Source organism: Fontibacillus forbon (assembly GCF_046559655.1).
Classification (GTDB): Bacteria; Bacillota; Bacilli; order Paenibacillales; family Paenibacillaceae; genus Fontibacillus.
Genome location: NZ_JBKGFV010000001.1, coordinates 1,263,777 through 1,288,638 on the forward strand (window position 1 = coordinate 1,263,777; position 24,862 = coordinate 1,288,638).

Consider the following 24,862-nt stretch of genomic DNA (forward strand, 5'->3'; position numbering starts at 1 on the left):
TTTCGATATTATACAATCAACATCACATAAAGGAGTCAGACATATGCTCACAATACTCAAGCACTTGAAATCGAAGGAATGGGCTTTAATCGGTATAAGCCTTCTCTTCATCGTTGCACAGGTTTGGCTGGATTTGGAATTACCCGGTTATATGAGCGACATCACCCGCCTTGTGCAGACGCCGGACAGTGAAATGAGCGAAATCATCGCCGCCGGAGGCTGGATGTTGCTCTGTGCTTTGGGAAGCTTGGCGACCTCAATTATAGTGGCAGGGATTGCCGCCAAAATTGCAGCCAACTTCTCCTCCAGATTACGCTCCAAATTGTTTGACAAAGTACAGTCCTTCTCTATGGAAGAAATCAACAACTTTTCTACGGCTAGCTTGATTACTCGTTCGACAAATGACATCACGCAAGTGCAAATGCTAATAGTTATTGGTTTGCAGGTGCTGATTAAAGCCCCTATTCTTGCGGTATGGGCGGTACTCAAAATCACGGGTAAGAGCTGGCAGTGGTCGCTTTCGACCGGTGTCGCCGTTGGCGTGTTGATTCTGATCGTCGGGATATGTATCGTACTCGTGCTGCCGAAATTCCAGAAATTGCAGCAACTGACGGATAACCTGAACCGGGTGGCCAGAGAAAACCTTACCGGACTTCGTGTCATTCGCGCGTATAATGCGGAAAGCTATCAGGAAGATAAATTCAGCGTAGCCAACCATGAACTTACCAGAACAAATTTATTCGCCAATAATGTGTTATCCATGATGATGCCAAGTATTTCTCTGATAATGAGCGGTTTAAGTCTCGCTATCTATTGGATCGGTGCCGTGCTGATTCAAAATGCGAATGGTACCGCTAAGATGGGGCTATTTTCAGATATGATTGTCTTCTCATCCTATGCGATGCAAGTGGTTATGGCATTCATGATGCTGATCATGATCTTTATTTTAATGCCGCGGGCCCACGTATCTGCAAAAAGAATCAACGAGGTGCTGAATACCAAGCCGAGTCTGGAGAACGGATCACTCACCTCCTCCCCGGCAAATCGGGTTGGTGAAGTGGAATTCAGAAATGTCAGCTTTAAATATCCGGATGCGGATGAATATGTCATTAAGGACATCAGTTTTACGGCGAAACAAGGAGAAACCGTCGCATTTATCGGATCGACCGGATGCGGGAAAAGTACCGTCGTTAACCTGATCCCCCGTTTTTATGATGCTACTTCAGGCGAGGTGTTGGTGGATGGTATCAATGTCAACCAATACGACCAAAGCGCCCTGCGCAATAAAATGGGATACGTATCCCAGAAAGCGGTCTTGTTCGGAGGCACGGTGACTTCCAATGTTGCTTTTGGAGATAATGGCAGTGATTTGTCCTCGGATGTCGTGGACGCGGTTTATACATCCCAAGCTTCGGATTTTGTCGAAAAAATGGATGGAAGCTACGAGGCCCATGTCGCGCAAGGCGGTTCGAACCTGTCCGGCGGGCAAAAGCAACGGCTGTCGATTGCCAGGGCCATCGCGCGGCGTCCGGAAATCTTGATCTTCGACGATTCTTTCTCGGCGCTTGATTACAAGACGGACCGCAAATTGCGCAGCGAGCTGAAGAAAGAATCCCGCGGAACCACCATGCTGATCGTCGCGCAACGGATCGGCACGATCAAAGACGCGGACAAAATTATTGTCCTCGAAGCCGGACGCATTGCAGGCATAGGAACGCATGATGAGTTAATGCAGTCCTGCAGCGTATATCAAGAGATTGCATATTCTCAACTTTCCAAGGAGGAGCTGGCCTAATGACCAAGAGCAAAGAGCAACCCAACACCTGGAGCAAACTTCTCCGCTACTGCCGAAGCCATATTCCTGTTGTCCTTATTGCGGTTATCAGCGCGGCCCTAGGTACGGTACTGACTTTGATCGGTCCGGATAAGCTTTCGGAGATGACCGACTTGATCACTAAGGGTATCGTCACCGGCATTGATATGGACGCCGTAACTTCCATCGGACTCTTCCTTGTCTTGATCTACAGCCTCAGCTCTCTCCTATCCTTAGCGCAAGGGCTGATCATGTCCATAGTTACGCAAAAAGTTTCCAAAAGCTTAAGAGCCGATCTCTCCCGCAAGATTAATAAACTTCCGATCTCCTATTATAACAAATCAACAACCGGTGATATTTTATCGCGGGTTACAAACGATGTGGATACGATCGGGCAAGCCATGAATCAAAGCGTCGGTATGCTGGTTACCGCGATTTCCATGTTTGTCGGATCCCTTATCATGATGTTCAAAACGAACGTAATCATGACGATTACCGCGATCGTGGCCACCGTCGTCGGTTTCGGTCTGATGGCGGCAATCATGAAGAAATCCCAAAAGTACTTCCAAAGCCAGCAAGAATATTTAGGGAAAATTAACGGCCATGTCGAGGAAGTATATACAGGTCATACTGTAGTCAAAGCCTACAACGGCGAAGCGCAAATGCGCAGCACCTTTGAAGGATTGAATCAGAGCCTTAAGGATAGCGCTTTTAAAGCCCAATTCCTTTCCGGTCTCATGATGCCGATTATGATGTTCATAGGAAATCTGGGCTTTGTGGCCGTTTGTGTCGCAGGTGCCGTGCTTGCCTTGAACGGGAAGATATCTTTCGGGGTCATCGTAGCTTTCATCATGTATGTCCGTTACTTCACACAACCGCTCTCCCAAATTGCGCAAGCCGCACAAAGCCTGCAATCGGCATCCGCGGCAAGCAAACGAGTCTTTGAATTCCTCGAGGCCGAAGAAATGGACGATGAAAGTCATAAGGAAGCCCGCCTTGAAACCGTCAAAGGCAAAGTAAAGTTTGAGCATGTGCAATTTGCATATGAGAATTCGGATAAGCCTGTCATTAAAGATTTCTCTACAGAGGTTAAGCCCGGGCAAAAAATCGCGATCGTCGGCCCTACCGGCGCAGGTAAAACCACCCTGGTAAACCTCCTGATCCGGTTCAATGAATTGAACGGCGGGGAAATTTACATCGACGACACTCCGATCAGCAGTTTAACCAGAGAAAACATCCATGACCAATTCTGTATGGTTCTGCAGGATACCTGGTTGTTTGAGGGCACGATTAGAGAAAATCTTGTCTATAACAAAACCGGGGTAACCGATAGAGATATTGAGGAAGCCTGCAAGTCGGTGGGTTTGCACCATTTCATCCAAACCTTGAGCTCCGGCTACGATACCGTTTTGAACGACAAAGTCAATCTGTCCGCCGGTCAAAAGCAGCAGCTTACGATCGCCCGCGCGATGCTCAAGAATGCACCGATGCTTATTCTCGATGAAGCGACAAGTTCGGTCGATACCCGAACGGAACTATTGATTCAACAAGCCATGGATAAGCTTATGGAGGGAAGAACCTCCTTCGTGATTGCGCATCGACTCTCGACCATTAAGAATGCCGATGTCATTCTCGTGCTGAAGGACGGCGATATTCTGGAAAGCGGCAGCCACGCCGAACTGCTTGCCAAGAACGGCTTCTATGCCGAGCTATACAACAGCCAATTCGAACAAGCTTCCTAATCTTAGGGTTTCGAAAAATACGAATACGAAAAGGGTCACGCTCCCAGTTCCGGGCTAACGGCAAGAGCGTGGCCCTTTTGCAATGGAATGCTTAACCACGATAATTAACATCATTAAATACAAAATACAAAATACGCTTTTAGGCACTCCTTTGGTTTGTCGTCCGACATTTTAAGATTTTAATTAATTAGATTAATTATGAGTGGTGAGCCTATTTATTTCCTTAACAGCTTTTGTCGAGAGCCTGCTGGCCTCCGCTTCGCTAATTTTATATGCGGAGGTATCATGGCGGGTTGGTTTCAAATTCTGAGGAATGAAATCTCTTATGTGCTGATCAAGCACGATGGCCGGTTTTTTTCCAGTGCGTTTTACAAGTTCCGCAAATAGCTTTGGATTTCCACCGTCAGCCCCGCCGCTGACAGAAAAGAAACCATATGCTTGAGGACTTGATTTAAGGTGTTGCAAATATTCCCGAAGTGGTGAAGCAATATGCCCCATCCAGATCGGGGCAAAAAAGAGAATCAGATCATATTGCTTAAGATTCTTCGGGGAAGGCTGCATCTTTGGTGTCCGGGCAAAAATCATGTCCGTGATAATACTTCCCATTGTCATGGGCTTTTTTGTTGTAATTTTAATATGTGTAGCCGACAAGTCCTTTGCTACGCATGCGGCAAACAGATCATTGTTACCAGTATAAGAATAGGAAACAACGGCAATGTTCATTAAATTTCCCCCTAAGTAATTAATGTTGAGCATGTTTCAAGGCATTTTCCAACGCTTTCAGATGGGCCTTGGAGGTAAGCGTTGCCCCGCTGATTGCATCCACTTGTAAAGATTCGGTTTCCAGCACCTTTTGAAACAAATCATCAATCGTCATTCCGTCTGTTAATTCCACAGCGTTTCCATCACTGTCCAGAGCGCCTTTCAGTATGGTTATCTCGGTAATCCTGCCGCCGGATATGGTGACTTCAACCGTTGCATTTCTGGAGCTTCCTTTGGTTCCGGCATATTCTCCGATATAGGTTCCGTCCCGCAGCCTTGTAAAATCAACATCCCCGATGGCAAGGTACCGAAGCTCCCTGCGCGCCGGAGCGTCCGCAAGAAGTGCAATAACAGTTCCCAACACAGCTACGCTTAGAACAAGCAAAATGATACGCCGGATTTTGATTTTCCTTCTTCCCTTTTTTAATGCAGACATATTCGCTCCTCCATCATTCCAGCGTAATTTTCACATGCTGGTTTTTATCCGGCTCATTAACATCCACCAACAGGCAAGGCAAAGTCAGTTCACCGCTTCCAAGCAATTCGAGAATGGCATCCATATCAACATCCTTAAGGCGTTCCAATTCATTTTCCGCGCTTCCTTTCTTTTTTGAATAGTCTGCCATTTGCCCGAATCTCAGCCCTATTTTTACGATAAAATACGGAACACGCAAATTAGCGGTCTTAACACCGTTCTCGGTAACTTCAATGCGAATCCACTTAGGCTTAACGGGTTTCATGTTCTGTTTGTTTTCCATAAAAAATCCTCCTTAAATTTAAAATGTGAATGAATAATTTTATATTCGTTCACTTTAAGTTGAAAAAATACTGCTCCTTTTGACTATTCGGAGCAGTTCATCAGACTTTTCATAATAAGCTCCGTCATAAGATGCAAGAGCTCCGGAAAATATTCAATCCCGATTTCCTCCTTGTGTGTATCCACATTGATAATTGCAGCGAAAATCATCATGATCATTTTACTGTCTAGATCTTTTCGCATTTTTCCTTGCTTCTGCCAGAGTGTTATGATTTCCAAAAAGCTGTCATACAAAAAGTCCACGCTGTCGGCGCCGTTTTCTTGGCGGTAGACCTGCTCCAGCTTTTCAAATACGCTTCTGTTGTACCATTCCCGCAGAATGGGATTCGCTTTTGTCCCTTCTACGTTTAGTTTAAGCATCTGTCCTACTACATCCACCGGACTCTGCTCCAGGTCAAGTGACTGAAAACAGGCTTTCTTCAACTTTGCGTTTTCTTCCATAAAAATATCCATAAAGAGCTTTTCTTTGGAGGGATAGTAGTTATAGAAGGTACCTACTGCCATACCGGCCCTTTTAGTGATTTCTGAAATGTTGGTTTCCTTAAATCCCTTTGCGCTGAACAGTTCCTTTGCACAATCGTAAATGACTGCCTTTTTATCTTCCACAGGTAAACCTCCAAATAAACAGCGATAACTTGAATGAATATTAATTTATTCATTCACATTATCGCTGATGAAAAATAAGTTGTCAATATGGTCACAAAAAACAGGGTATCGTTTAATCTAAACGATACCCTGGCTACCTCTCCCTGAATATCGTTCCTGATTCCGCTTCAGAATTCGATTACGACGTTCTGGTTAAGGGTGTTCAATCGATAGTTCCATGAATTTGTTAAAGTTAACATAATATATGTTTTGTCGCCTTATATGCGCCGAATATCTTTTTACTTATTGCATATTCTCCACGACTTTATAAATATTGTCGCAGATCCGATTCAGTAGACTAGCCTCGTGACTGACGACGATGACTCCGATTTCTCTGCTCTTGCAGATACGGAGAAAAGCATTCCATATGCTTGCCTGAGTAATCGAATCCAGCATCGTGGTCATTTCGTCGGCGATAATATATTTTGTAGCCGGATTCAAGGCTCGTGCGATGCAGAAGCGCTGCTTCTCTCCGCCGGAAAGTTCGATCGGCCAACGGCCCATCCATTCCTCCTTGATTTCAAAAGCATCCAATAGGTCTTGTGAAGGAGTGTATGATTCCGTCAAGATTTCGCGCATACGCCATTTGGGGTTCATCGCTTTTTCCGGGTGCTGGTAAATCAATTGAACCGGACGAAATGCCGACTCGTCCATCCCCTGCCGGTCCACGGTCACATCACCTTCACGAGGAGTTACGTATCCTGCCAGAATCCGGGACAATGTCGTTTTCCCGCACCCGCTATAGCCGGATAAACCAAGCACCTCCCCGGGAGCTACGGAAATGTTCACATCCTCGAAGATCCAGCGGTCCTTAATATAGTAATATCCTAAATTTTTCCCGATCAAAGACATGGCGCGCTCCCGTCCTTTTCCGAAAATTCAAGATCAAAATCATGCTGAGGCAACGCTCTCCACAACCTTTGGGTATATTCATGTTTAAGCCGCTCGCCTTTGCCTTCAAATGCGGATACTTCCGAAATTTCCACGGTGCGACCGTCCTTAATCACGGCCACCCTGTCGGCTATTTCCAGCGCTGCCATAATGTCATGGGTAATGAGCATGACGCCCGCCCCCTCCTCGGCAAATTGTTTGAGCTGTCTCAGGATTTCGGACAGGGCCTGGGGATGAATGCCCGGCGTCGGCTCATCGGCAATGACGAGCCGCACTCCGTCACGGACGCTGGTGGCGAACATTACCCTGCGCAGCATGCCTCCCGACAACTCAAACGGGTATAACCGGCCGTCGCTTTCCTTCAGATCATATTGCGCAAACAATTTAGCCTGCTTCTGCTTTGCCGTTTGCCTGTTCAAACCGATCTGAACCTGCTTTCCCACGCGCATAAGGGGATCAAGATAATTCACGGATTGAGGAATGAAGGAGATTTCGCGGCCTCTTAGCATCTCTTTCTTTTTCTCCGTCAGTTCTTCTCCCTGATAAACCATCTTCCCGCTACAAACCGCATTGCCTGGAAGGATTCCAAGCACGGCATGTGCCAGCAAGCTTTTGCCCGATCCGCTGGCTCCAACCACGGCAACGATTTCCCCTTCTTTAATATCCACGTGGAGATCACTTATCGGTTGAATAATGCGTTTCTCCGTACCCTTAAAATATTGCGAAAAACGAATCGAGAGATTTTCCACCTGCAATAACGGCTTTCCCTGTGCGCTGCTCATCTTGTATTCCCCCTATTCATTGGAACTCGCGGGCTCCATCAGGATACGGAGCTGCTCGCCGATATTGTCAAAGCTTTTGATGACGACGACCAACAAGGCGCCGGGAAAAATAACCAGCCACAATTTCCCCGTTGAAATATGGCTCATGGCCTCGGAAAGAATGATACCGATCGCGGGGGTTTGCGGGGAAAGACCGAAGCCCAGAAACGTCAGCGCCGCTTCATGCAGAATCACATGCGGAAACATCAGCAAAAATCCGATCATAATTTGCGGAAACACGCCGGGCAAGATGTGCTTCCAAGCAATATACCAGGGGGATTTTCCATAACTCTTGGAGATTTGAATGTATTCCGACTGTTTGATTTGCAAAACTTCGGAGCGAACCACTCTTGCCAGCGACATCCAGTGGGTCAAAGAAACGCCAAGCACAATGCCGTGGATGCCTCCTCCAACGATAAAGGAAATCAGAAGCATGAATACCAAATGCGGCATGCCGATAAATAAATCGATAATCCACGAGATTACGGCGTCCACGGTCTTCCCGAAGGCCGCTGCGCAAATTCCCATTACCGTGGCCACAAGAACGCTAATGACCGAGGCGAAGGCTCCGACCGCCAGGGAGAGGCGTAACCCTTTGATCGTCCGGGTAAACATATCCCTTCCAAGCCAATCGGTTCCGAACAGATGGTCCAAATTCGGTGCCAAATTCTTATTGGCCGCGCTGAGGCGAAGATGTTCATTACTCAGAATAAAGCTGAGCGCAAGTATGGTGAGTAATAGGACCGAGGAAAACCCAACCATCCACACCATTCTTTTTCTGGCATTCGGGCCTTCTTGTAAATTCTGCATCTTAACTGACCCCCTTCATGCGCGGATCGACGACGGTATTTAAAATATCGGCAATAAAATTCCCGATAAAGACGAATAAAGAGCTGATGAGGATAATTCCCAGCATTAACGGAAGATCGCCCTTTAACCCGGCTGCGGTCAAAGTACTGCCCAGTCCCGGATAAGCAAAAACTTGCTCCGCCAGTACCGAACCGCCGAACAACTCCCCAAAATAAGCAAACTGCAAAGTAACGGCCGGAATGACGGAATTGCGGAAACCGTGATTTTTGAAAATCTGCCATTTGCTTTCGCCTCTGGCTTTCGCGAAGACGATATATTCCGTATTCAGGATATCGATCATTTTTTCCCGGGTATGCATCGCGACGTTGGCAACTCCGAGAATGCTCAAAGTCATCGCCGGAAGCATAAAATGACGCACCCGGTCCATGAAGTGAACATCGCTCTCCAATACGCCGGCCGGTACCGCGAGCCCCACGGGAAACCACTTAAGCCATACGGCAAAAACGATCAGCAACATGAGTCCCAACCAAAAAACGGGTGTCGATACCAGGGTGTAGCTGTACCATTTGATCAGTTTATCCGCGGTTTTGCCGCGATTCATGGCGGAAACGACTCCCAAAAGATAACCGAAGATGCCGGAAAAGACCCAGGCAAATCCCATTAGCGCAAAGGAAGCGGCAAAGCGGCTTTGGATGATGTCGATAACCGGGGCACGATACAGTTTGGATATCCCGAAGTTACCTTGCAGCAATGATCCCATCCAGGAAAAATACTGCTCTACAGGGCTTTTATCTACGCCCCAGTATTCTTTGATTCTCTCGATTTGTTCCGGGGAAGCCGAACTATCCCCGCCCACATAGGCGTTCACAGGGTCCATGGGAGACATATGGATAAGGGAAAAAGTAAGAACGGACAATCCGATTAATAAGGTTACGACGCGGATCAAGCGAACAAGTATTTTTCTTGTCATTTGTCCCATGTCCATTCCGTGATGTTGCCGAACAATGCCCATTCATGCCCATGCGAATGTATAGGTTGTTTACCCAGATCCAGCCTTTCATTAGCCAGATACAAATGATCCACGCGGGCCAGCCAAATGATCGGAATATCGCCCAGAGCGCTAAAACCCGTTGTTCCGTCCCATTGGGCAAGCTTCCAATACTTGTTGGCTTCTTCCTGGGTAGCCGCATGCATGGCTTTATCCAGGTATTCGTCCACTACGGCATTTCGATACACCGGCATGTTGTTGTACCCTTGATCGATAGCTTTGGAAGAATACATGGTGTACACCTGGTGGGCATGATGACGTCCGCCTCCCCACATCACCGCGTTGGCTTTTCCTTTTACGTAAATCTCATCCCAGGTAGCGCCTACGGTATTTATTTTGATGCCGAATTCCCGGGCCATATCGGCCACGGCCAAGGACAGGTCGCTGCGAAGCTGATCGCTGGAACTGAAGTAAAGATCGAATTCCGCTTTCGTCCCGTCTTTTTCCAAGATTCCGTCGTTATCGGTATCCGCCCAACCTGCGCCGGCCAGTATTTTCTTGGCTTCCTGGATATTCCCGTCTTTCACGACCGTTTCTTCATTAAACCAGGGCAAGTGATCGCTTAGCGAGTAAGCCGCTTGACCATAGCCATCCAGGGCCACATCCAAGATTCCTTGACGACTAAGGCCGATGCTCAATGCTTTCCGAATTGCCAAATCGGAAGTAACATCATTGCCTACCTCCACTTCATTATCATTGATTTTCCCTTTTCCGCCCTTTTTCTGCGTCGGCATCGAAATGCCGCGGGAGTCTATGCTTTCGTAAGCCCGGAGCGTCATTCCCGGCACTCTTTGCTCCGCAAAGGTCGGCGGTACGTAAACAATGTCGGCTTCGCCCGCCTTGGCGGCAGCAAGCCCAGCATCCTCTTCCAGGAGCAAGAAAGTCAGCTTTTTGAACTGTGGTTCGTTACCGTACCAATAGGGGTTGTATTCCATGATAATCTGCTGTCCGTCGTCGTACTGGACTACTTTATACGGACCGGAACCAACGGGGTTGCTGGAGTAATTGTCGTCGTACAATTCCTTAGGAACGATGCCGATTTCCGTAAGCTGGCTTACGAAGGTGGAACGAGGTTCATGAAGCATGATAACAACGGTGTCGGGGTCCCTAACTTCTATCGATTTGACAAAAGACAGATCGAATTTGATGCCGTCTTCCTTGAGCATTTCGTATGTAAATTTGACATCCTCGGCCGTTACCGGCTCTCCCGTCGAGAATTTAACGTCATCACGCAGCGGAAAGGTCCACACGAGGGCGTCTTCGCTGACTTGATAGGATTTCGCCAGATCTCCGACAAAGTTGAGCTCTGCATCAAAAGTCAGGAGCGAGCTGTGGGTCAGCCGGATTTGGGCGTGCGTTCCCCAGCCTTTCTTGGGGTCAAACATACCGACGTCGGTTTTGCCTACGGCAAGCACAAGTTCCTCTTTTGCCGTTGTCCGGTTCCCCGTATCGGATGAATTTTTCGAAGCCGCGGAATTTGATCCGCAACCGGCCAAGAGCAAAAGCCCTAACGATGCAATTAAAAATAGCGATAAAGTCTTTCTTAAAACAATCAAGGTATCCTTTGATTTCATAACAATCCTCCCCATTCGTGTTAAGATCCAACACGTTTCCTAAATCGTAATTATTACTATTAACGTTTACGATTGTATGGGTAAAGATTATCAATGTCAATCTTTTTCTTTGATATTTGACGTACAAACGCCCCTCCGAATTCGGAAGGGCGTCTTAAAATTGTATATGTTAACCCAAACTCAACTCGCTCTTTAAGCGATCCAACTGCGATAAATGATGCCGATAATGCATGTCGACCAGCAAAAACCACTCCTTGGCGTTTAACGCGCCGAATCCGGGATGAATCAGCTTATTTTCTTCAGGAGCCTGGGCTAACGCGGGTTCGGTACGTTGCATTCGTTCCTTGATATTGTGGAGTCCTTCCCTCAACTGCTCCTTGCTCTCCGGTTGCTGCGGGGTGTATTGCGGGGAAGCCGGAACCCGAATCCTTACGGGCGGAAAACTTCCCCGCTCGAATGCCGCTCTGCCCTGCTCCGTTTTTTCGCCTTTTTGGGCAAGCGCTGCTTCGCTTCCGGCCAAACATTGGTCAACATAGTCCAGATGCATGAATTGCGCCGATTGAATCAAATGCATATACATTTGCCCGATGGACCACTCTTCCTCATCTGATTTTTTATGCAAGTGCTCCATATCGAGATGCTCCAATTCTGCCAAATACCTTCCTACCGTTTCTTCAAATTCATGTAACGCTTCCGTTGTACTTCTCATTATGAAAACAACTCCTCTACCCTCTTGGATATAATCCAATATAAAAAAACGCTACTGACAACGTCGTGTCAGTAGTGTTTTAAAATTTTTTCGGTTTCTTCCCGAATCATGCGGCGGAAGGATTCCGGTTCCAGCACCTCAACATGCCTTCCCCAGCCGAGGACATAAGGCAATAGCTCCTCCAACTGTCGGACGCGAAAGGTGACGACGAATTGACCACCCTCCCGTTCCTCAGTCCCTTCCATATAAAAATTCCCGGTCTCGGCGATTTTGTCGGCAATATCGGGATTCGCCAGGACCAGTACCCGCAAGTTCCGTTCATCGGGCTGGCGGTAACGGCTCAGGTTAAACCCGGGCGGCAAGTGAAAGCGCTCGTCCAACACGGCAAGCTCCGTCATCCGCGACAAGCGGAAATGGCGGAGTTCCTGCCGGAGGCCGCAACGTGCGATCAAAATCCAATTCCCCTGAACGAAAGCCAGTCCATAGGGGTCAACCTCCCGCTTGCTTTTCCGATTGCCGTCCGGTTCCTGTATTTTTTTCAAATAGGTAAAGCTTAATTTACGGCGCTCCAGAATCGCGCGCCGGGTTATGCCAAGATAATCCTTTTCCTTCTTGCCGGTTACCGGTGCTTCGGTGTGAAGAAGGGTCATCGTTTTCCGTACGAGCGTCGACGCGTCGCGTACCGTTTCCGGCAGAATCGCTTCAATTTTGCGTCTGGCTGTCTTGGCCACCTTGCCAAAATCGGAATCGAGCCGTTGTTCGATAAAATCCGCTCCCATTAGCAGGGCGACGGCCTCTTCCGCCGTAAAACCTACCGGCGGCAGGAAATACCCTTCCATCAGGGAATATCCTTGACCTGGAGCCCCTACAATCGGAACTCCGGCTTCGCTAAGCGCTTGAATGTCGCGGTAAATCGTCCGCATGCTCGTCTCGAATTGAGCTGCCAGATCTTCCGCCCGGAGTACCTTGCTCCGCTGGAGTTCAAGGGTGATGGCGAGCTGTCGTTCGGTTTTGTTCATTCTCTTTTCCCCCACCTGCTAACTGTCGTCGTTCTTCCAATTCCACTCGTGTCCGAATGGATTGCCGGAGCCCTTCACCATTATCTCAAAACCGAGAAAATACTTCCACGGGGGCTACAAACATCATCTTCCCGATTCGTTAACATTCGGGTCGAAATCGGCCACAATCAGCATATCCATGTGCCTGGCGTTTCTCAGCAGATAGTGGACAAAGCTTTCTTTTAACCAGGTTCGCCACAAAGGTTTTCTGGACTGTCCAATGATAAGCTGTGTCGTCTTCACGCCGTTCATTCTGTCCAGAAGGTGGCGATGAATGTTACGGGTGCGGGTCTCTTCAGCCACTTCCATTTTTCCGCCGAGCCGTTCGGTTAATTGCCGGAGCGCTTCCAGCCGCTTCTGCTGTTCCGGCGCCAGCGCCGCTCCGCAATGCACATAATGCACGAACCATTCCGCCTTCAGCCGATGCGCGATCCGGAAGCCGCGGCGAATCAAACGTTCCCCTCTCGGCTCCAGATCGACGCATACGAAAATGACTTCACGGCGGCTCCACGGCCCGCGCAAGGCGACATCCCGATCCCAGGCTTCCAGCCGTTCGTCCACATCGTCGGCGATTTCCCGAAGGGCCAGCTCACGAAGCGCGATCAAATTGCCGATCTTAAAAAAGGATTCCAGCGCCTGGTTTACCTTTTCGGACGCGTATATTTTCCCTGCCCGCATCCGTTCCTGCAGCATTTGCGGCGTAACGTCGATCAGCTCTACTTCCCCCGCCATTTTCAAGATCGCGTCGGGCACCGTTTCCCTGACCCTTACGCCGGTTAATTGTGCCACCGCATCATTCAGGCTTTCGAGGTGCTGCACATTCACGGTTGTAATGACAGAGATGCCGTGTTCCAACAAGGTGATAACATCCTCGTATCGTTTTCGGGTTTTGCTGCCCGGGACGTTGGTGTGGGCCAGTTCATCGACCAGCACCACCTCCGGATGACGGGCTATAATCGCATCCGTATCCATTTCTTCCAAAGTTGTCGATTGGTATTGAATTTTCATTCGCGGGATCGTCGATAACCTGCCGATTTGTTCCCTGGTTTCCTCCCGCCCATGGGTTTCCAGAAGACCGATCACGACATCGATCCTTCTGTTCAGCAACAGATTGCCCTCCTGCAGCATTTTATAGGTCTTGCCTACGCCGGGTGCGGCACCGATATAGACTTTAAAGGATCCCCGCTGCATGGTTTGGATCTTCTTTTCCATCTCCATGGTGGTCAACCGGTGGAAAGATTCTTCACTTCCCTGTTCATTCGGCCTGATGGGCAAAATCCGCTCCCCCTCTTGCTCGGAGCGATCGGCCATCAGAAAAATATCGATGTTTCGAGTTTTTCTTAATACGCGGTTCGCGATGGAGCCCTGCCATTTTTCCTGCCAACGGCTTTTTTGGGAGTGTCCCATGACGATCCGGGTTACCTTATTCTGTATGGCATAGTTCACCAATACGGAAGGAAGCTGACGCAAGCGCATTAGACTAAGCTCTTCAAAATTGGCGTTCACGCGTTCGACCAATTTAACGATGGAGCGTTTAAAGGTGAGCTGTTCCTTTGTCATTGACCGGCCACGCACGACAAATGTCACAACCATCAGGTCGCCGTTCAACCGCTTGGCGATTTGTTGCCCTCTTCTTACATATAGCGAACCGTTCCAGTGATATTGGGCGGAAACCAGGATTCGTTCCGTGGCACCGGAAGGGCCGATAAGTCCAAGTTCTTCCCGGTGTTTCTCCAGAGAATCATTGACTCCCTCCGCGACAAGCCGCAAGGACACTTCACGAAGCACGCCCAGATTCCCGCGAGTGGACATCGCCGGATGGGTCACATCGCCAAGTACCCCCTCCTCGATTCGCTTTAAAATGGTTTCCGGCGATACATCGATTAATCGCACTTCATCCGCTAGTTCCAAGGTATTCATGGGTACCGTTTCTTCCGCTCGAATCCCTGTCATTTGAAAAATTTGTTCTCCTACTCCCGCCAGTTCGTAAACGTTGATCGTCGTAATCACGCTGATCCCGTGATCCATCAAATACCGGATATCCTCCAGACGCGTGGGAAAAAGCGCACCGTCGCGATTCCGATGGGCCAGTCCATCCACCAGCAATACCTCGGGATTTCGTTCCAGCAAATCTTCCAGAGGAAGGTCCTTCTGTTCCTTGCCCTCTCTCCACCAATGGATGCTGGGGATGCGCTCCAGCTCCTCAAGCTGTTGGACGGTCTCCTCCCGTTGCATGGTCGACACGGCGCTGCACACCACATCGATGCCTTGCTTTTTTAATAGACGTCCTTCTTGCAGCATATGATAGGTTTTGCCCGATCCGCTGACAGAACCGATAATGATCTTCAATTTGCCCCGATGCAATCGATAGATGGAATATAAAATTTCTTCAGGCGTCTTTCGTTTGTACGGTGCCAATGCTTACCCTCCTTCTTCCGCTCTCAATAGATAAATTGGCTTCCAGAAACCGCTCAAGGAGGAGATTGAAGATCTCCGGTTGACATAAATTGCAGGGAGACACGGAATCCGGGATGAGTGCAAAATGCGCATCCGGCAATCGGGCAGCCATTTCTTTCATTCGGTGAGCGGTATATTCTCCACGGTCGCCCGCCAAACAAAGAGATGGAAGGGTAACCCGATGCAGTTGACCGGAACTGCTCCATCCGTTCATCGCCATCCTCTGCTTATATAACTCACCCGGACGTTTCTCCGCCATACTTCTCCTGATGATCCGATACGCCTTATTCCAAGGTTGATAGGATAAACGGATAGCGGGAAGTATCCATGCCGATGGAGCATAATAGGTCAGCCAACTGCAATAAGCTGCCGCCGATTGCAAAGCTCGCATCATGGCGGAATTCTCTTCCCCGCCGTAGCTGTCAGCCACAACCATAGCCCTGATCCGCTCGGGATATTCAAGGGCGATTTGCTGCACAAGGAGGCCGCCATAGGACAGACCGACAAACACCGCGTCCCGTAAATGAAGTCCGTTCAACAGCATGATCAGATCCGCGCATTGCGTCTTCATAATATCCCTTGTTGCTTGCGACAACTTGCCCGATTTTCCGTTACCGCGCAAATCGCATACAATCACCTTATATTTCTCCGAGAAGTAATCCATCTGGGGTTTAAACATCGTATGGGTCAAACCATGCCCGTGAACGAATAAAATCGGCATTCCTTTTCCTTGCATCTCGTAGTAAAGCGTTGTTCCATTTAGATGAGCTACAGGCATAATAACCACCTCATAAGTTAAAAACATGGAAGTTTCAAACTGTAATAACCCTGCCCGCAACAATGCACGAACAGGGTATGAGCCGCGTTATTTCGCCGACAGCTCCATTAAAGCCATATTCAGCTTCAGGACATTGACCCGTTCTTCGCCGAACAATCCAAGGTCGCGTCCTTCGGTGTGTTCTTTTACGAGATCTCTCAGCGTATCGGCTGAAATGCCGGTTAATCCGCTAATTCTAGGAACCTGTACCAGCGCCGACGCCGGAGAAATATGCGGGTCCAGACCTGATCCCGAGTTCGTAACCAGGTCTATCGGGAGTTCGTTAACGGGAACCTCGGGATTATCTCTTTTCCACCGGGCGATAAAGTCGCTTGTACGCTGGAGCATGTCGAGATTGGACGGGCCGTAGTTATTTGATCCGGAAGCCTCCGCTTTGTATTCAATACTGGATACGCGGCCATGGAACATTGCCGGATTACTGAAATTTTGGCCGATCAGCTCAGAACCGACCACCTTCCCTTCCCCGTTCTTCAGCAAACTTCCATTGGCCTGGGAAGGCATGAACACCTGGGCAAGGGCCGTGGAGGCCAGCGGGTATACGATACCGCAAAGGATGATGAGTACTGCGCTGAGTCTCACCACGCTTAAAAAGTAAGTACCTTTGGATTCCGGCTTCGCTTCCGTAATTTCCTCATGTATATGCTTCAATTTCTATCATCCTCTCTTCAATCGCAATTGCCGTACGCTTCGTTTAAATCCATAGGCTGACGATCAGATCGATCGCTTTAATGCCAAGGAAAGGAACAAGGATTCCTCCAAAGCCGTAGACAAATATGTTTCGCCGCAACAGCTTCACTGAACTCATCGGTTTATACGATACCCCTCTCATCGCCAGCGGGATTAATAGGGGGATTATAATGGCATTAAAGATCAGCGCCGAAATAATCGCGGAGCTTGGCGAGCCCAGCCCCATCACGTTCAGCAATTCCATTTCGGGGATAGCCAAGGTGAACATGGCAGGGATAATGGCAAAATATTTCGCAATATCATTGGCGATGCTGAAGGTCGTTAATGCTCCGCGCGTCATCAAAAGCTGCTTGCCGATCGCTACAACTTCAATGATCTTGGACGGATCGGAATCCAGATCGACCATGTTGGCCGCTTCCTTGGCGGCGGAGGTGCCGCTGTTCATCGCCAGACCCACATCGGCCTGTGCCAGGGCGGGAGCATCGTTCGTGCCGTCGCCTGTCATGGCAACAAGCTTACCTTCGCTTTGTTCGCGGCGGATGACTTCAATTTTATTCTCCGGCGTGCTTTCGGCAATAAAGCCGTCAACACCGGCTTCTGCCGCTATGGTCGCCGCCGTCAAAGGGTTATCCCCCGTACACATGATGGTTTTGATGCCCATTTTGCGCAATTCGTCAAAGCGTTCCTTCATTCCGGGTTTGACCGTATCTTTCAGATAGATCAGCCCGTAAATCCGGTTATCTACGGCCACCGCGAGCGGAGTACCGCCTTTGCCTGCGATCTCGTTCGACTTTTTGTCCAGGCTGTCGGGAATCTGGCCTCCTTGAGTCTGCACCCAACGCTTCACGGAATCCACGGCCCCTTTGCGGATCTTCCGGCCGTCTTTCAAATCCAGCCCGCTCATCCGGGTCTCGGCCCGGAACTCGATAAATTCTCCATCCGCATCAATCCCTGATTCATAGCCGTATCCCAGCTTCTTGACCAGTTCGATTACGGAACGCCCTTCCGGCGTCTCATCCTTCAGCGAGCTGATCGCCGCCCATGCGGCTAACTCCTGCTCACTTTCTTTACCTACGGGAACAAATTCGCTGGCCATCCGATTCCCGAACGTGATCGTGCCGGTTTTGTCGAGAATCATCGTGTTGATATCTCCCGCTGCTTCTACCGCTTTCCCGGACATCGCCAGAACGTTGAATTGAGTGACCCGATCCATACCCGCGATCCCGATAGCGGACAACAATCCGCCGATAGTCGTGGGGATCAAGCATACCAACAGCGCAATCAGAACAGGAATATCCAGATTTACTCCAAGATAAGAGGCAATCGGGCGAAGCGTAACGACGACAATCAGGAAGATGATCGTTAAGCTGATCAATAGCGTGTTGAGGGCGATTTCGTTCGGCGTTTTCTGCCGCTTGGCTCCTTCGACCAAAGAAATCATCCGGTCCAGGAAGGATTCGCCGGGATCGCTTGTAATCCGCACCTTGATCTCGTCGCTGACCACTCTCGTGCCGCCGGTGACGGAATTGAAGTCTCCACCCGCTTCTTTAATGACGGGTGCCGATTCCCCCGTGATCGCCGATTCGTCTACCGACGCCAGCCCTTCAATTACTTCTCCGTCCCCGGGAATCAATTCCCCTTGAGATACGAGGACGACATCGCCTTTGCGCAGTTCCGAGGAGGCGACCGTCTTGATAGCTTCGCCTACCAGCTTGTTTGCGGTAATATCTTGCTTCGTTCGCTTAAGCGTATCTGCTTGTGCTTTACCGCGGCCTTCCGCGAGTGCTTCCGCAAAGTTGGCGAATAATACCGTTACCAGCAGGATGACAAACACTGCAATATTGAAACCCACCGATTCCTCCGCCCCGAAATACCCCGGGGCCAGGACCATCAGCAAGACCAGAATCGTCCCCATTTCGACCACGAACATAACCGGATTTTTGATTAAAGAGATCGGGTTCAGTTTAAGAAAACTGTCTTTGACAGCACTTCGTATGATCGGGCCGCTCAGCAGCCGCTTCTTTTGTAACGTACTCATATCTTCTATCCCTCTCTCTACCGTAGTGTCAAATGTTCCGCGATCGGCCCCAGCACAATAACCGGCAAGAACGTCAACGCGCCAATGATCAAAACCGTACCGATCAAGATTCCGGTAAAGAGGCCGTTGTCCGTACGGAAGGTGCCGATCGTTTCCGGAACGGGCTGCTTGCGGAGTAAGGAACCGGCTACGGCCAGCATAGCTATCATGGAAACATAGCGTCCCAGCAGCATGACAAGCCCGGTCATCATATTCCAGAACGTATTATTATCAGCCAGTCCTTCAAAGCCTGAGCCGTTGTTGGCGGCGGATGAGGCGTATTCGTAAAGGACTTGCGTCAATCCGTGATAACCCGGATTGCTGATCGAGCCTTGGCCGAGATCCGTCAGGAAGGACACAGCCGTCGGCGCCAGAATAATCAGCGGATGAATCAGAATCGCGATCGCAATTAGCTTCATCTCCCTCGCCTCGATTTTACGGCCGAGGAATTCCGGCGTCCGCCCTACCATCAGTCCGCATAAAAACACTGCGAGGATGGCGTACATTAACATATTGATCAGCCCTACGCCCTTGCCTCCGAAGACATTATTCAGCATCATCAGCGCCAGCGGAGTAATTTGCCCGAGCGGGGTCTGAGTGTCATGCATGTTGTTGACACTGCCGGTTGTCGCTGCTGTGGTCACCGTAGTAAACAAGGAAGATTGCGGAATGCCGAAACGCACTTCCTTCCCCTCCATGCTGCCTTGAGAAGCATCGATTCCCATGGCGTTGATCGCCGGATTGCCTTTGCTTTCCGCGTAGAAGTTCAACGATAGCAGCAGGACGAACAGGATCATCATGGCGCTGAAAATCCCCCAACCTTGCCGTTTGTTCTTGGCAAACAATCCATACATGTAAGGAAGAGATGCAGGCAGCATCCACATCGACAGCATTTCAATCACATTGGTTAGCGGCGACGGATTTTCAAACGGGTGTGAAGAGTTGGCTCCAAAGAATCCGCCGCCATTCGTTCCGAGATGCTTGATGGATTCCAGGGAAGCAACCGGTCCGATCGCAATCTGCTGACTCTGTCCTTCCAGTGTCGGGACCTCGAGTGTGGGTTGCAGCGTCTGCGGCACTTGCAGGGCCACAAGGATTAGCGTAACGAACAAAGCAAGCGGCAGAAACACCCGCGTGTGCGATTTAACGAAGTCTTGGAAAAAGTTTCCTAGGGTCCTTCTCCCCGTAATGCCTCTAACAAAAGCAACGGCCACAGATAATCCGCTCGCCGCGGAAGTGAACATCAACATGGTGATAACGGCCATTTGCGAGAAATAGGAAAGTCCCGTTTCCCCGCTGTAATGCTGCAAATTGGTGTTGGTAATAAAACTGATCACAGTATTAAACGTAAGGCTCTGCTCCATCTCGCCGATTCCGTTCGGGTTCAGCGGAAGTGCGCCCTGCAGGCGGAGAATCAAATAGCCAAACGCTACAAGCACAATATTGGTCGATAGAAAACTGAGGGCATACTTCTTCCAGGACATGCCTTCAAGTCTTTTCAAGCCGCCTAATTTAAATATTCCTCGCTCGATACCCCCAAAGATGCGATCACTCCGGTTCGGCTCATTGGAAAAAACAGAATACAAATAAGTTCCGAGCGGTTTAACGAGCAGAAGCAGTATAACGATAACTGCGACGATTTGCACAATTCCCACGAATGGCTCCTCCTTGATTTAGGCAAGCTTTCACCTGCCCAATGGTTTCTTTTGATTCATGCTCTCCATATGTTGCCTAGAATTTCTCCGGGTGGATCAAGGCATAGACCAGATAGAGAAACAATAACAAGGTTGCCGCAATAACCACAGTCATTGGTCTTTCCCTCCTTTATCGTCAACAACGCGTTCGCACCATCCTGCAAAGACATAGAACAGGCCGAATATCAAAGCCAATGCCGCTACCATGTACAAATCCATCATTTTCTTGACTCTCCTCTCCAAAAACACGGCTTAATGTACTCCCTTTTCAATTAGAAAAGATAAATCGGTACTAGTTGTTCGAATTACGTAATCGGCGCCAAGCGCTCTATAAATCATTTGCGGATAGTGTTTTCTTGTAATGACATAAACGGTCCCGCACTTCCATTCGGTCAGGATATCAAGCACTTTACAGCATTGATCGAGTTCTTCTTCAAAAATGTAAGCTTTATAGAATTCCGCTCCCTGCGGTATTACCGAGGTTTTCTCATCTTTTTCGGATAGTTGTTCGGCAGAGTCGCATGCGATAACGGTAAAAGCTCCTCCACCCTCGCTCAAATACTTTACAAATCGCTCACCCGCCTGATTGGGTGCAAACACCAGCACCATGTCATGATGCTTCATTTCGCTCCCTTCTTTCTTTCCGGGATAACTCCCCTTTCCATATTCATGGCATTTCTTTATCCGCTAGATTTCTGATCATCTCCATACTCCATCTCCCTCACCGGCAAATCCTTTCTGCGTCTGAAATCAGCTTAACACTCCCCCCATAAGTTTAGGATTAGGGTTTGGGGCAAAGGATTAAGATCATCTAAAGATTTAAAATAACGCAAAAAAACCATGCTCCTAGGGGAGCATGGTTGCAGTTAACGGAATACGAACGGCTTAACCTTCATCGCTGACTTGCAGCATCCGGTAACCGATCCCGATATGCGTTTGTATATATTTTGCCTGTGAGGAGGGTTCTTCTATTTTTTTGCGCAAGGTTGCCATAAAAACCCGCAGCGCCGATACATCGTAAGGATGATTGCCCCAAATCTCGTGCAGGATGTGATTATGGGTCAACACCTTGCCTACATTTTTGGCCAGCAAGCATAAAAGCTTATATTCGCTTGGCGTCAGATGAACTTCTTCCTCATCCAGCCACACGCATCCCGCGGCGTAATCGATTTTCAGCTTGCCGTTAACGAATTGGGAAGCTTCCTTCTGGAGCTTGTCACTGTCATACCGGGCCCGCCGCAAACTGACTCGCAGTCTTGCGAGCAGTTCTTCCACGCTGAACGGCTTGGTCAAATAATCGTCCGCCCCGGCATCCAGCGCCTCGATTTTATCCCGGTCCTCGCTGCGCGCACTGACGACAATAATGGGGAGATTGGACCATTCCCGCACTTTTTTTATGATATCCACTCCGTCCATGTCCGGCAGCCCTAAATCGAGGATCATGATATCCGGTTGCCTGGACACCGCCTCAAGAATGGAGCCTTCGCCCGTTTCGACCGCGTGATACCGGTATCCTTGCGTCTCCAATGTGGTCGTGATCAGTTTGCGGATGGGCTTGTCATCCTCCACCACAAGAATAAAAGGGCTATTCATAAACGCTTACCTCCTCCGCCTGCAACGTGAAATAAAAAACGGTCCCCTGCGGGATATGGTCTCTGACCCCGATCATACCGCCATGCGCATTCACGATCGATTTGCACAGAGATAGTCCCAGCCCCAAGCCGCGATGCCCGTCCCCGCGCACATTATTCGCCGTATAAAACATATCGAACAATCTGGCCTTCGTATCTTCGGCAATCCCCGGACCATCATCGGAAACTTCCACGACCACCATATGCTTGTCGCGTTTTGCCGAAATCGTAATGTGGGATCCGGTATGCGTATACTTGATCGCATTATCCACCAGATTGATCAGAACCTGAACTATCAGTCGGGTATCCATCCGGGCCATAATCCATTCGTCTTCCAAAACCGTTTGAATCATATGCTTCTCGCTATTACGATTCACATGGAGCAAGGCTTCGGCGATGACCTCCTCCATTAATTCGGCCTGTAAGTTCAGATTTATTGTGCCGTTCTCGATTCGGCTGATGGAAAGCAGGTTCTCTACCAAAAGAATCAGCCACATGGAATCGTCGTAGATGTCTCTGTACAGGCTCTTTTTCTGGTCTTCACTGAGCACTTCGGGGTTACCGATCAAAATTCCCGCGTTGCCGGAAATACTGGTCAGGGGCGTCCGCAAATCATGGGAAATCTGCCGAAGCAAGTTGGCGCGAAGCTGCTCCTGCCGGATTTGCATGAAAATTTCCTGCTGTTGTTCATTCAGGCGTTCTTTCTCCATGGCAAGCGCACATTCTCCCAGCATGGCAATCATCAGGCTTTTTTCAAAAACCTCCAAAGGCTCCTCACGATCCATCACAATCGCCGCGATCGCAAAAACGGTATCCCCTCCACGCACCGCATGATACAAACAATGAGCATCGGAAAAAGTGTCCGTGGTTGCTCCAGCCCGTTTATTGTTTCTGAACACCCAATCCGCTACCGCATGCTCATTTTCTTCGGTATAAACCTGCGGAACGACCGCCGACCCTTTCTTCGGATAAATAAGCGGCTCACTCAGTGCGTCTTGATGAATGGAGTAGAAGATGATCGTTCTGTCCAGCAGCTTCACCATTTGATTCGCCGTTTCATCCATGATGGCCGAGAAGTCTTTTGCCTGCTGCAATTTCCGGCTTGTCTCCAGAAGCACCTCTGTACGATAGGCTTTCTGTGCGGATTGTAGGGCCTGTTCCCTTACCCTCATGGTCAGCGTGCTCATGATGAAGGAAGCCACAAGCATCACCAGAAAGGTAACCGGATAACCGGGATCGGTCGCCTTTAATGAATAGTAGGGCTCGGTAAAGAAGAAATTGAATACGATCACGCTCATAACCGAGCAAATCGCGCTGTATATCCTTCCTTGGGTGACCGTTGCATTTAGAAGAACGCCGAGAATATATACCGTGATAATGTTCGCCTCTCTGAATCCCAGTTGATCGAACCAGGCTCCTACGAGAGTACATGCCGTCAGAATAGAAACCGTTTTGACCATATCGGTCAAAGATAATACGGGGGATTTCAGGTAAAGCGGCGATTTTTTATAAATCGGAGGCTCGGAATACGGAATAATGTAGGTTTCGATATTCGGGACCAAGTCGATCAATTTATCAACCACCGTCGATTTGGACAACCCTCTCCTTTGGCGGGGGGAGCGGCCTAATACGATCTTGGATACATGGCTCGTTTTGGCGTATTCCGCGATTTGTCCGGGTACGTCGTCTCCGTACACCGTTGCAATCTGGGCGCCCAGCTGCTCGGCTAGTCTCATATTTTCTCTTAGTCCGGCCTTGCCTTTTTCCGTTACGGCTTTGGTATCGGGTGTCTCCACAAACAGAGCCGTGAATAGACCGTGGAAAACCTCGGCCATCCTTGCTGCTGTCCGGATCACTTTTTTGTTGGAAGCGGCCGGCGAGAGGCAAACTAAGATATGGTCTTTTGTCGCGTAATCATTTCTGCCGGGCTGATTACCGATTTGCGACGCAATCCGGTTAAACTGGGCTGCGGTACGTTGCAGTGCAAGTTCACGCAAAGCATTCAGCTTCTCTTTGTTAAATAAGTGAGCTTGTGTTCTTTCCGTCTCCCGATTGCTATAAATCTTCCCTTTCTTCAAACGGTCTATCAGCGTGTCAGGCTCGATATCGACGAATTCCACCAGCTCGGCGCTATCGAATACGCTGTCCGGTATGCGGTCATGCACGGACATCCCGGTTATGGAAGAGACGATATCCGCCAAGCTCTCAATCTGCTGAATGTTCAAAGTTGTGTATACATCGATCCCGGCACGAAGAAGTTCCTCAACGTCCTGGTATCTTTTTTTGTGCCGGTTTCCTGCCGCATTGGTATGGGCCAGATCGTCAACCAGTATGAGCCCTGGTTTTCTTTGAAGGGCATGGTCCAGGTCTAATTCTATATAGCTGCGGTCATCGCTTGAATTTCTCGTATGGGGCAACATCTCCAACCCTTTGAGAAGAGCTGCCGTATCGGGTCGGCTACGGGGGTTGATATGTCCCGCAACGACGTCCAGTCCATCAAATTGCGCAATATGAGCGTTTCTCAGCATGGTGCTAGTCGTGCCGGCTCCCGGTGCGTAACCGAGAAAAATCTTCAGTTTTCCCCGTTTTTTTACGGTCGTATTCACGTTAATCTGTTCCGGCGTGGACCCGGATCGAATCGGTGTCGTTGCCATCCTCAAGCCTGCTTTCCATGTTCTTTATTTTATACGGCTTTCTTATCTGTAAGTATATCATGAGCTATATCAGCATCGTGTTATAACTTCGGCTATAGCATTAAGATCGCATAAAGATTTTGCTGAAAATAATA

General features: G+C 49.2%; 22 protein-coding genes. 2 read left to right on the forward strand and 20 right to left on the reverse strand.

Annotated features, from left to right (window positions below; all coding sequences use genetic code 11):
• Window positions 1–43 precede the first annotated feature (43 nt).
• Entirely contained in the window at window positions 44–1,795 is a 1,752-nt protein-coding gene (locus tag ACLB09_RS05845; protein ID WP_410768809.1) for an ABC transporter ATP-binding protein, read from the forward strand.
• Complete coding sequence (locus ACLB09_RS05850; RefSeq protein ID WP_410768810.1) at window positions 1,795–3,555, forward strand: ABC transporter ATP-binding protein; 1,761 nt, start codon at window positions 1,795–1,797, stop codon at window positions 3,553–3,555. Before ACLB09_RS05845 ends, ACLB09_RS05850 begins: the two co-directional genes overlap by 1 nt.
• A gap of 192 nt (window positions 3,556–3,747) precedes the next feature.
• On the opposite strand, the gene ACLB09_RS05855 is transcribed toward ACLB09_RS05850, so the two are convergent.
• The 20 genes from ACLB09_RS05855 to ACLB09_RS05950 all read right to left on the reverse strand — a co-directional run bounded on the left by ACLB09_RS05855 (window position 3,748) and on the right by ACLB09_RS05950 (window position 24,728).
• A complete protein-coding gene (locus tag ACLB09_RS05855; protein ID WP_410768811.1) occupies window positions 3,748–4,278 on the reverse strand; it encodes a flavodoxin family protein in 531 nt (176 codons plus the stop codon).
• A gap of 19 nt (window positions 4,279–4,297) precedes the next feature.
• Window positions 4,298–4,753: an FMN-binding protein gene (locus ACLB09_RS05860; RefSeq protein WP_410768813.1), complete on the reverse strand. Its 456-nt coding sequence runs from the start codon at window positions 4,751–4,753 to the stop codon at window positions 4,298–4,300.
• A 13-nt stretch (window positions 4,754–4,766) separates the two neighbouring features.
• Window positions 4,767–5,075 carry a hypothetical protein gene (locus ACLB09_RS05865; RefSeq protein ID WP_410768814.1) on the reverse strand — a complete coding sequence of 103 codons (309 nt, stop codon included), beginning with the start codon at window positions 5,073–5,075 and terminating at the stop codon, window positions 4,767–4,769.
• Between the two features lie 83 nt (window positions 5,076–5,158).
• Window positions 5,159–5,740, reverse strand: coding sequence for a TetR/AcrR family transcriptional regulator (locus ACLB09_RS05870; protein WP_410768815.1), 582 nt, complete (start codon window positions 5,738–5,740; stop codon window positions 5,159–5,161).
• Window positions 5,741–6,022: 282 nt separating this feature from the next.
• On the reverse strand, window positions 6,023–6,631 hold the full coding sequence (locus ACLB09_RS05875) for an ABC transporter ATP-binding protein (protein ID WP_410768816.1): 609 nt from the start codon (window positions 6,629–6,631) through the stop codon (window positions 6,023–6,025).
• On the reverse strand, window positions 6,622–7,452 hold the full coding sequence (locus tag ACLB09_RS05880; protein WP_410768817.1) for an ATP-binding cassette domain-containing protein: 831 nt from the start codon (window positions 7,450–7,452) through the stop codon (window positions 6,622–6,624). Before ACLB09_RS05880 ends, ACLB09_RS05875 begins: the two co-directional genes overlap by 10 nt.
• A 12-nt stretch (window positions 7,453–7,464) precedes the next feature.
• Window positions 7,465–8,301: an ABC transporter permease gene (locus ACLB09_RS05885; protein WP_410768818.1), complete on the reverse strand. Its 837-nt coding sequence runs from the start codon at window positions 8,299–8,301 to the stop codon at window positions 7,465–7,467.
• Window position 8,302: 1 nt separating this feature from the next.
• Window positions 8,303–9,271: an ABC transporter permease gene (locus ACLB09_RS05890; protein ID WP_410768819.1), complete on the reverse strand. Its 969-nt coding sequence runs from the start codon at window positions 9,269–9,271 to the stop codon at window positions 8,303–8,305.
• The gene (locus ACLB09_RS05895) at window positions 9,268–10,923 is read right to left on the reverse strand and encodes an ABC transporter substrate-binding protein (protein WP_410768820.1); all 1,656 of its coding nucleotides are present in this window, start codon (window positions 10,921–10,923) and stop codon (window positions 9,268–9,270) included. Before ACLB09_RS05895 ends, ACLB09_RS05890 begins: the two co-directional genes overlap by 4 nt.
• A 169-nt stretch (window positions 10,924–11,092) precedes the next feature.
• Window positions 11,093–11,632 carry a DinB family protein gene (locus ACLB09_RS05900; protein WP_410768821.1) on the reverse strand — a complete coding sequence of 180 codons (540 nt, stop codon included), beginning with the start codon at window positions 11,630–11,632 and terminating at the stop codon, window positions 11,093–11,095.
• Window positions 11,633–11,700: 68 nt separating this feature from the next.
• Window positions 11,701–12,651, reverse strand: a complete 951-nt coding sequence (locus ACLB09_RS05905) for a helix-turn-helix transcriptional regulator (protein WP_410768822.1) — start codon at window positions 12,649–12,651, stop codon at window positions 11,701–11,703.
• 123 nt (window positions 12,652–12,774) lie between these two features.
• Window positions 12,775–15,108: a histidine kinase gene (locus ACLB09_RS05910; RefSeq protein WP_410768823.1), complete on the reverse strand. Its 2,334-nt coding sequence runs from the start codon at window positions 15,106–15,108 to the stop codon at window positions 12,775–12,777.
• Complete coding sequence (locus ACLB09_RS05915; protein WP_410768824.1) at window positions 15,080–15,925, reverse strand: alpha/beta fold hydrolase; 846 nt, start codon at window positions 15,923–15,925, stop codon at window positions 15,080–15,082. Before ACLB09_RS05915 ends, ACLB09_RS05910 begins: the two co-directional genes overlap by 29 nt.
• A gap of 87 nt (window positions 15,926–16,012) precedes the next feature.
• Complete coding sequence (kdpC, locus tag ACLB09_RS05920; RefSeq protein ID WP_410769014.1) at window positions 16,013–16,624, reverse strand: potassium-transporting ATPase subunit KdpC; 612 nt, start codon at window positions 16,622–16,624, stop codon at window positions 16,013–16,015.
• Between the two features lie 52 nt (window positions 16,625–16,676).
• On the reverse strand, window positions 16,677–18,710 hold the full coding sequence (kdpB, locus tag ACLB09_RS05925; protein WP_410768825.1) for a potassium-transporting ATPase subunit KdpB: 2,034 nt from the start codon (window positions 18,708–18,710) through the stop codon (window positions 16,677–16,679).
• Between the two features lie 17 nt (window positions 18,711–18,727).
• Window positions 18,728–20,404 carry a potassium-transporting ATPase subunit KdpA gene (kdpA, locus tag ACLB09_RS05930; protein ID WP_410768826.1) on the reverse strand — a complete coding sequence of 559 codons (1,677 nt, stop codon included), beginning with the start codon at window positions 20,402–20,404 and terminating at the stop codon, window positions 18,728–18,730.
• A 76-nt stretch (window positions 20,405–20,480) separates the two neighbouring features.
• Window positions 20,481–20,558, reverse strand: coding sequence for a K(+)-transporting ATPase subunit F (gene kdpF, locus ACLB09_RS05935; protein ID WP_074083653.1), 78 nt, complete (start codon window positions 20,556–20,558; stop codon window positions 20,481–20,483).
• Between the two features lie 137 nt (window positions 20,559–20,695).
• Complete coding sequence (locus tag ACLB09_RS05940) at window positions 20,696–21,067, reverse strand: hypothetical protein (RefSeq protein WP_410768827.1); 372 nt, start codon at window positions 21,065–21,067, stop codon at window positions 20,696–20,698.
• A gap of 261 nt (window positions 21,068–21,328) precedes the next feature.
• Window positions 21,329–22,036 carry a response regulator gene (locus tag ACLB09_RS05945; protein ID WP_410768828.1) on the reverse strand — a complete coding sequence of 236 codons (708 nt, stop codon included), beginning with the start codon at window positions 22,034–22,036 and terminating at the stop codon, window positions 21,329–21,331.
• Entirely contained in the window at window positions 22,029–24,728 is a 2,700-nt protein-coding gene (locus ACLB09_RS05950) for a DUF4118 domain-containing protein (RefSeq protein ID WP_410768829.1), read from the reverse strand. Before ACLB09_RS05950 ends, ACLB09_RS05945 begins: the two co-directional genes overlap by 8 nt.
• Window positions 24,729–24,862: the final 134 nt, after the last annotated feature.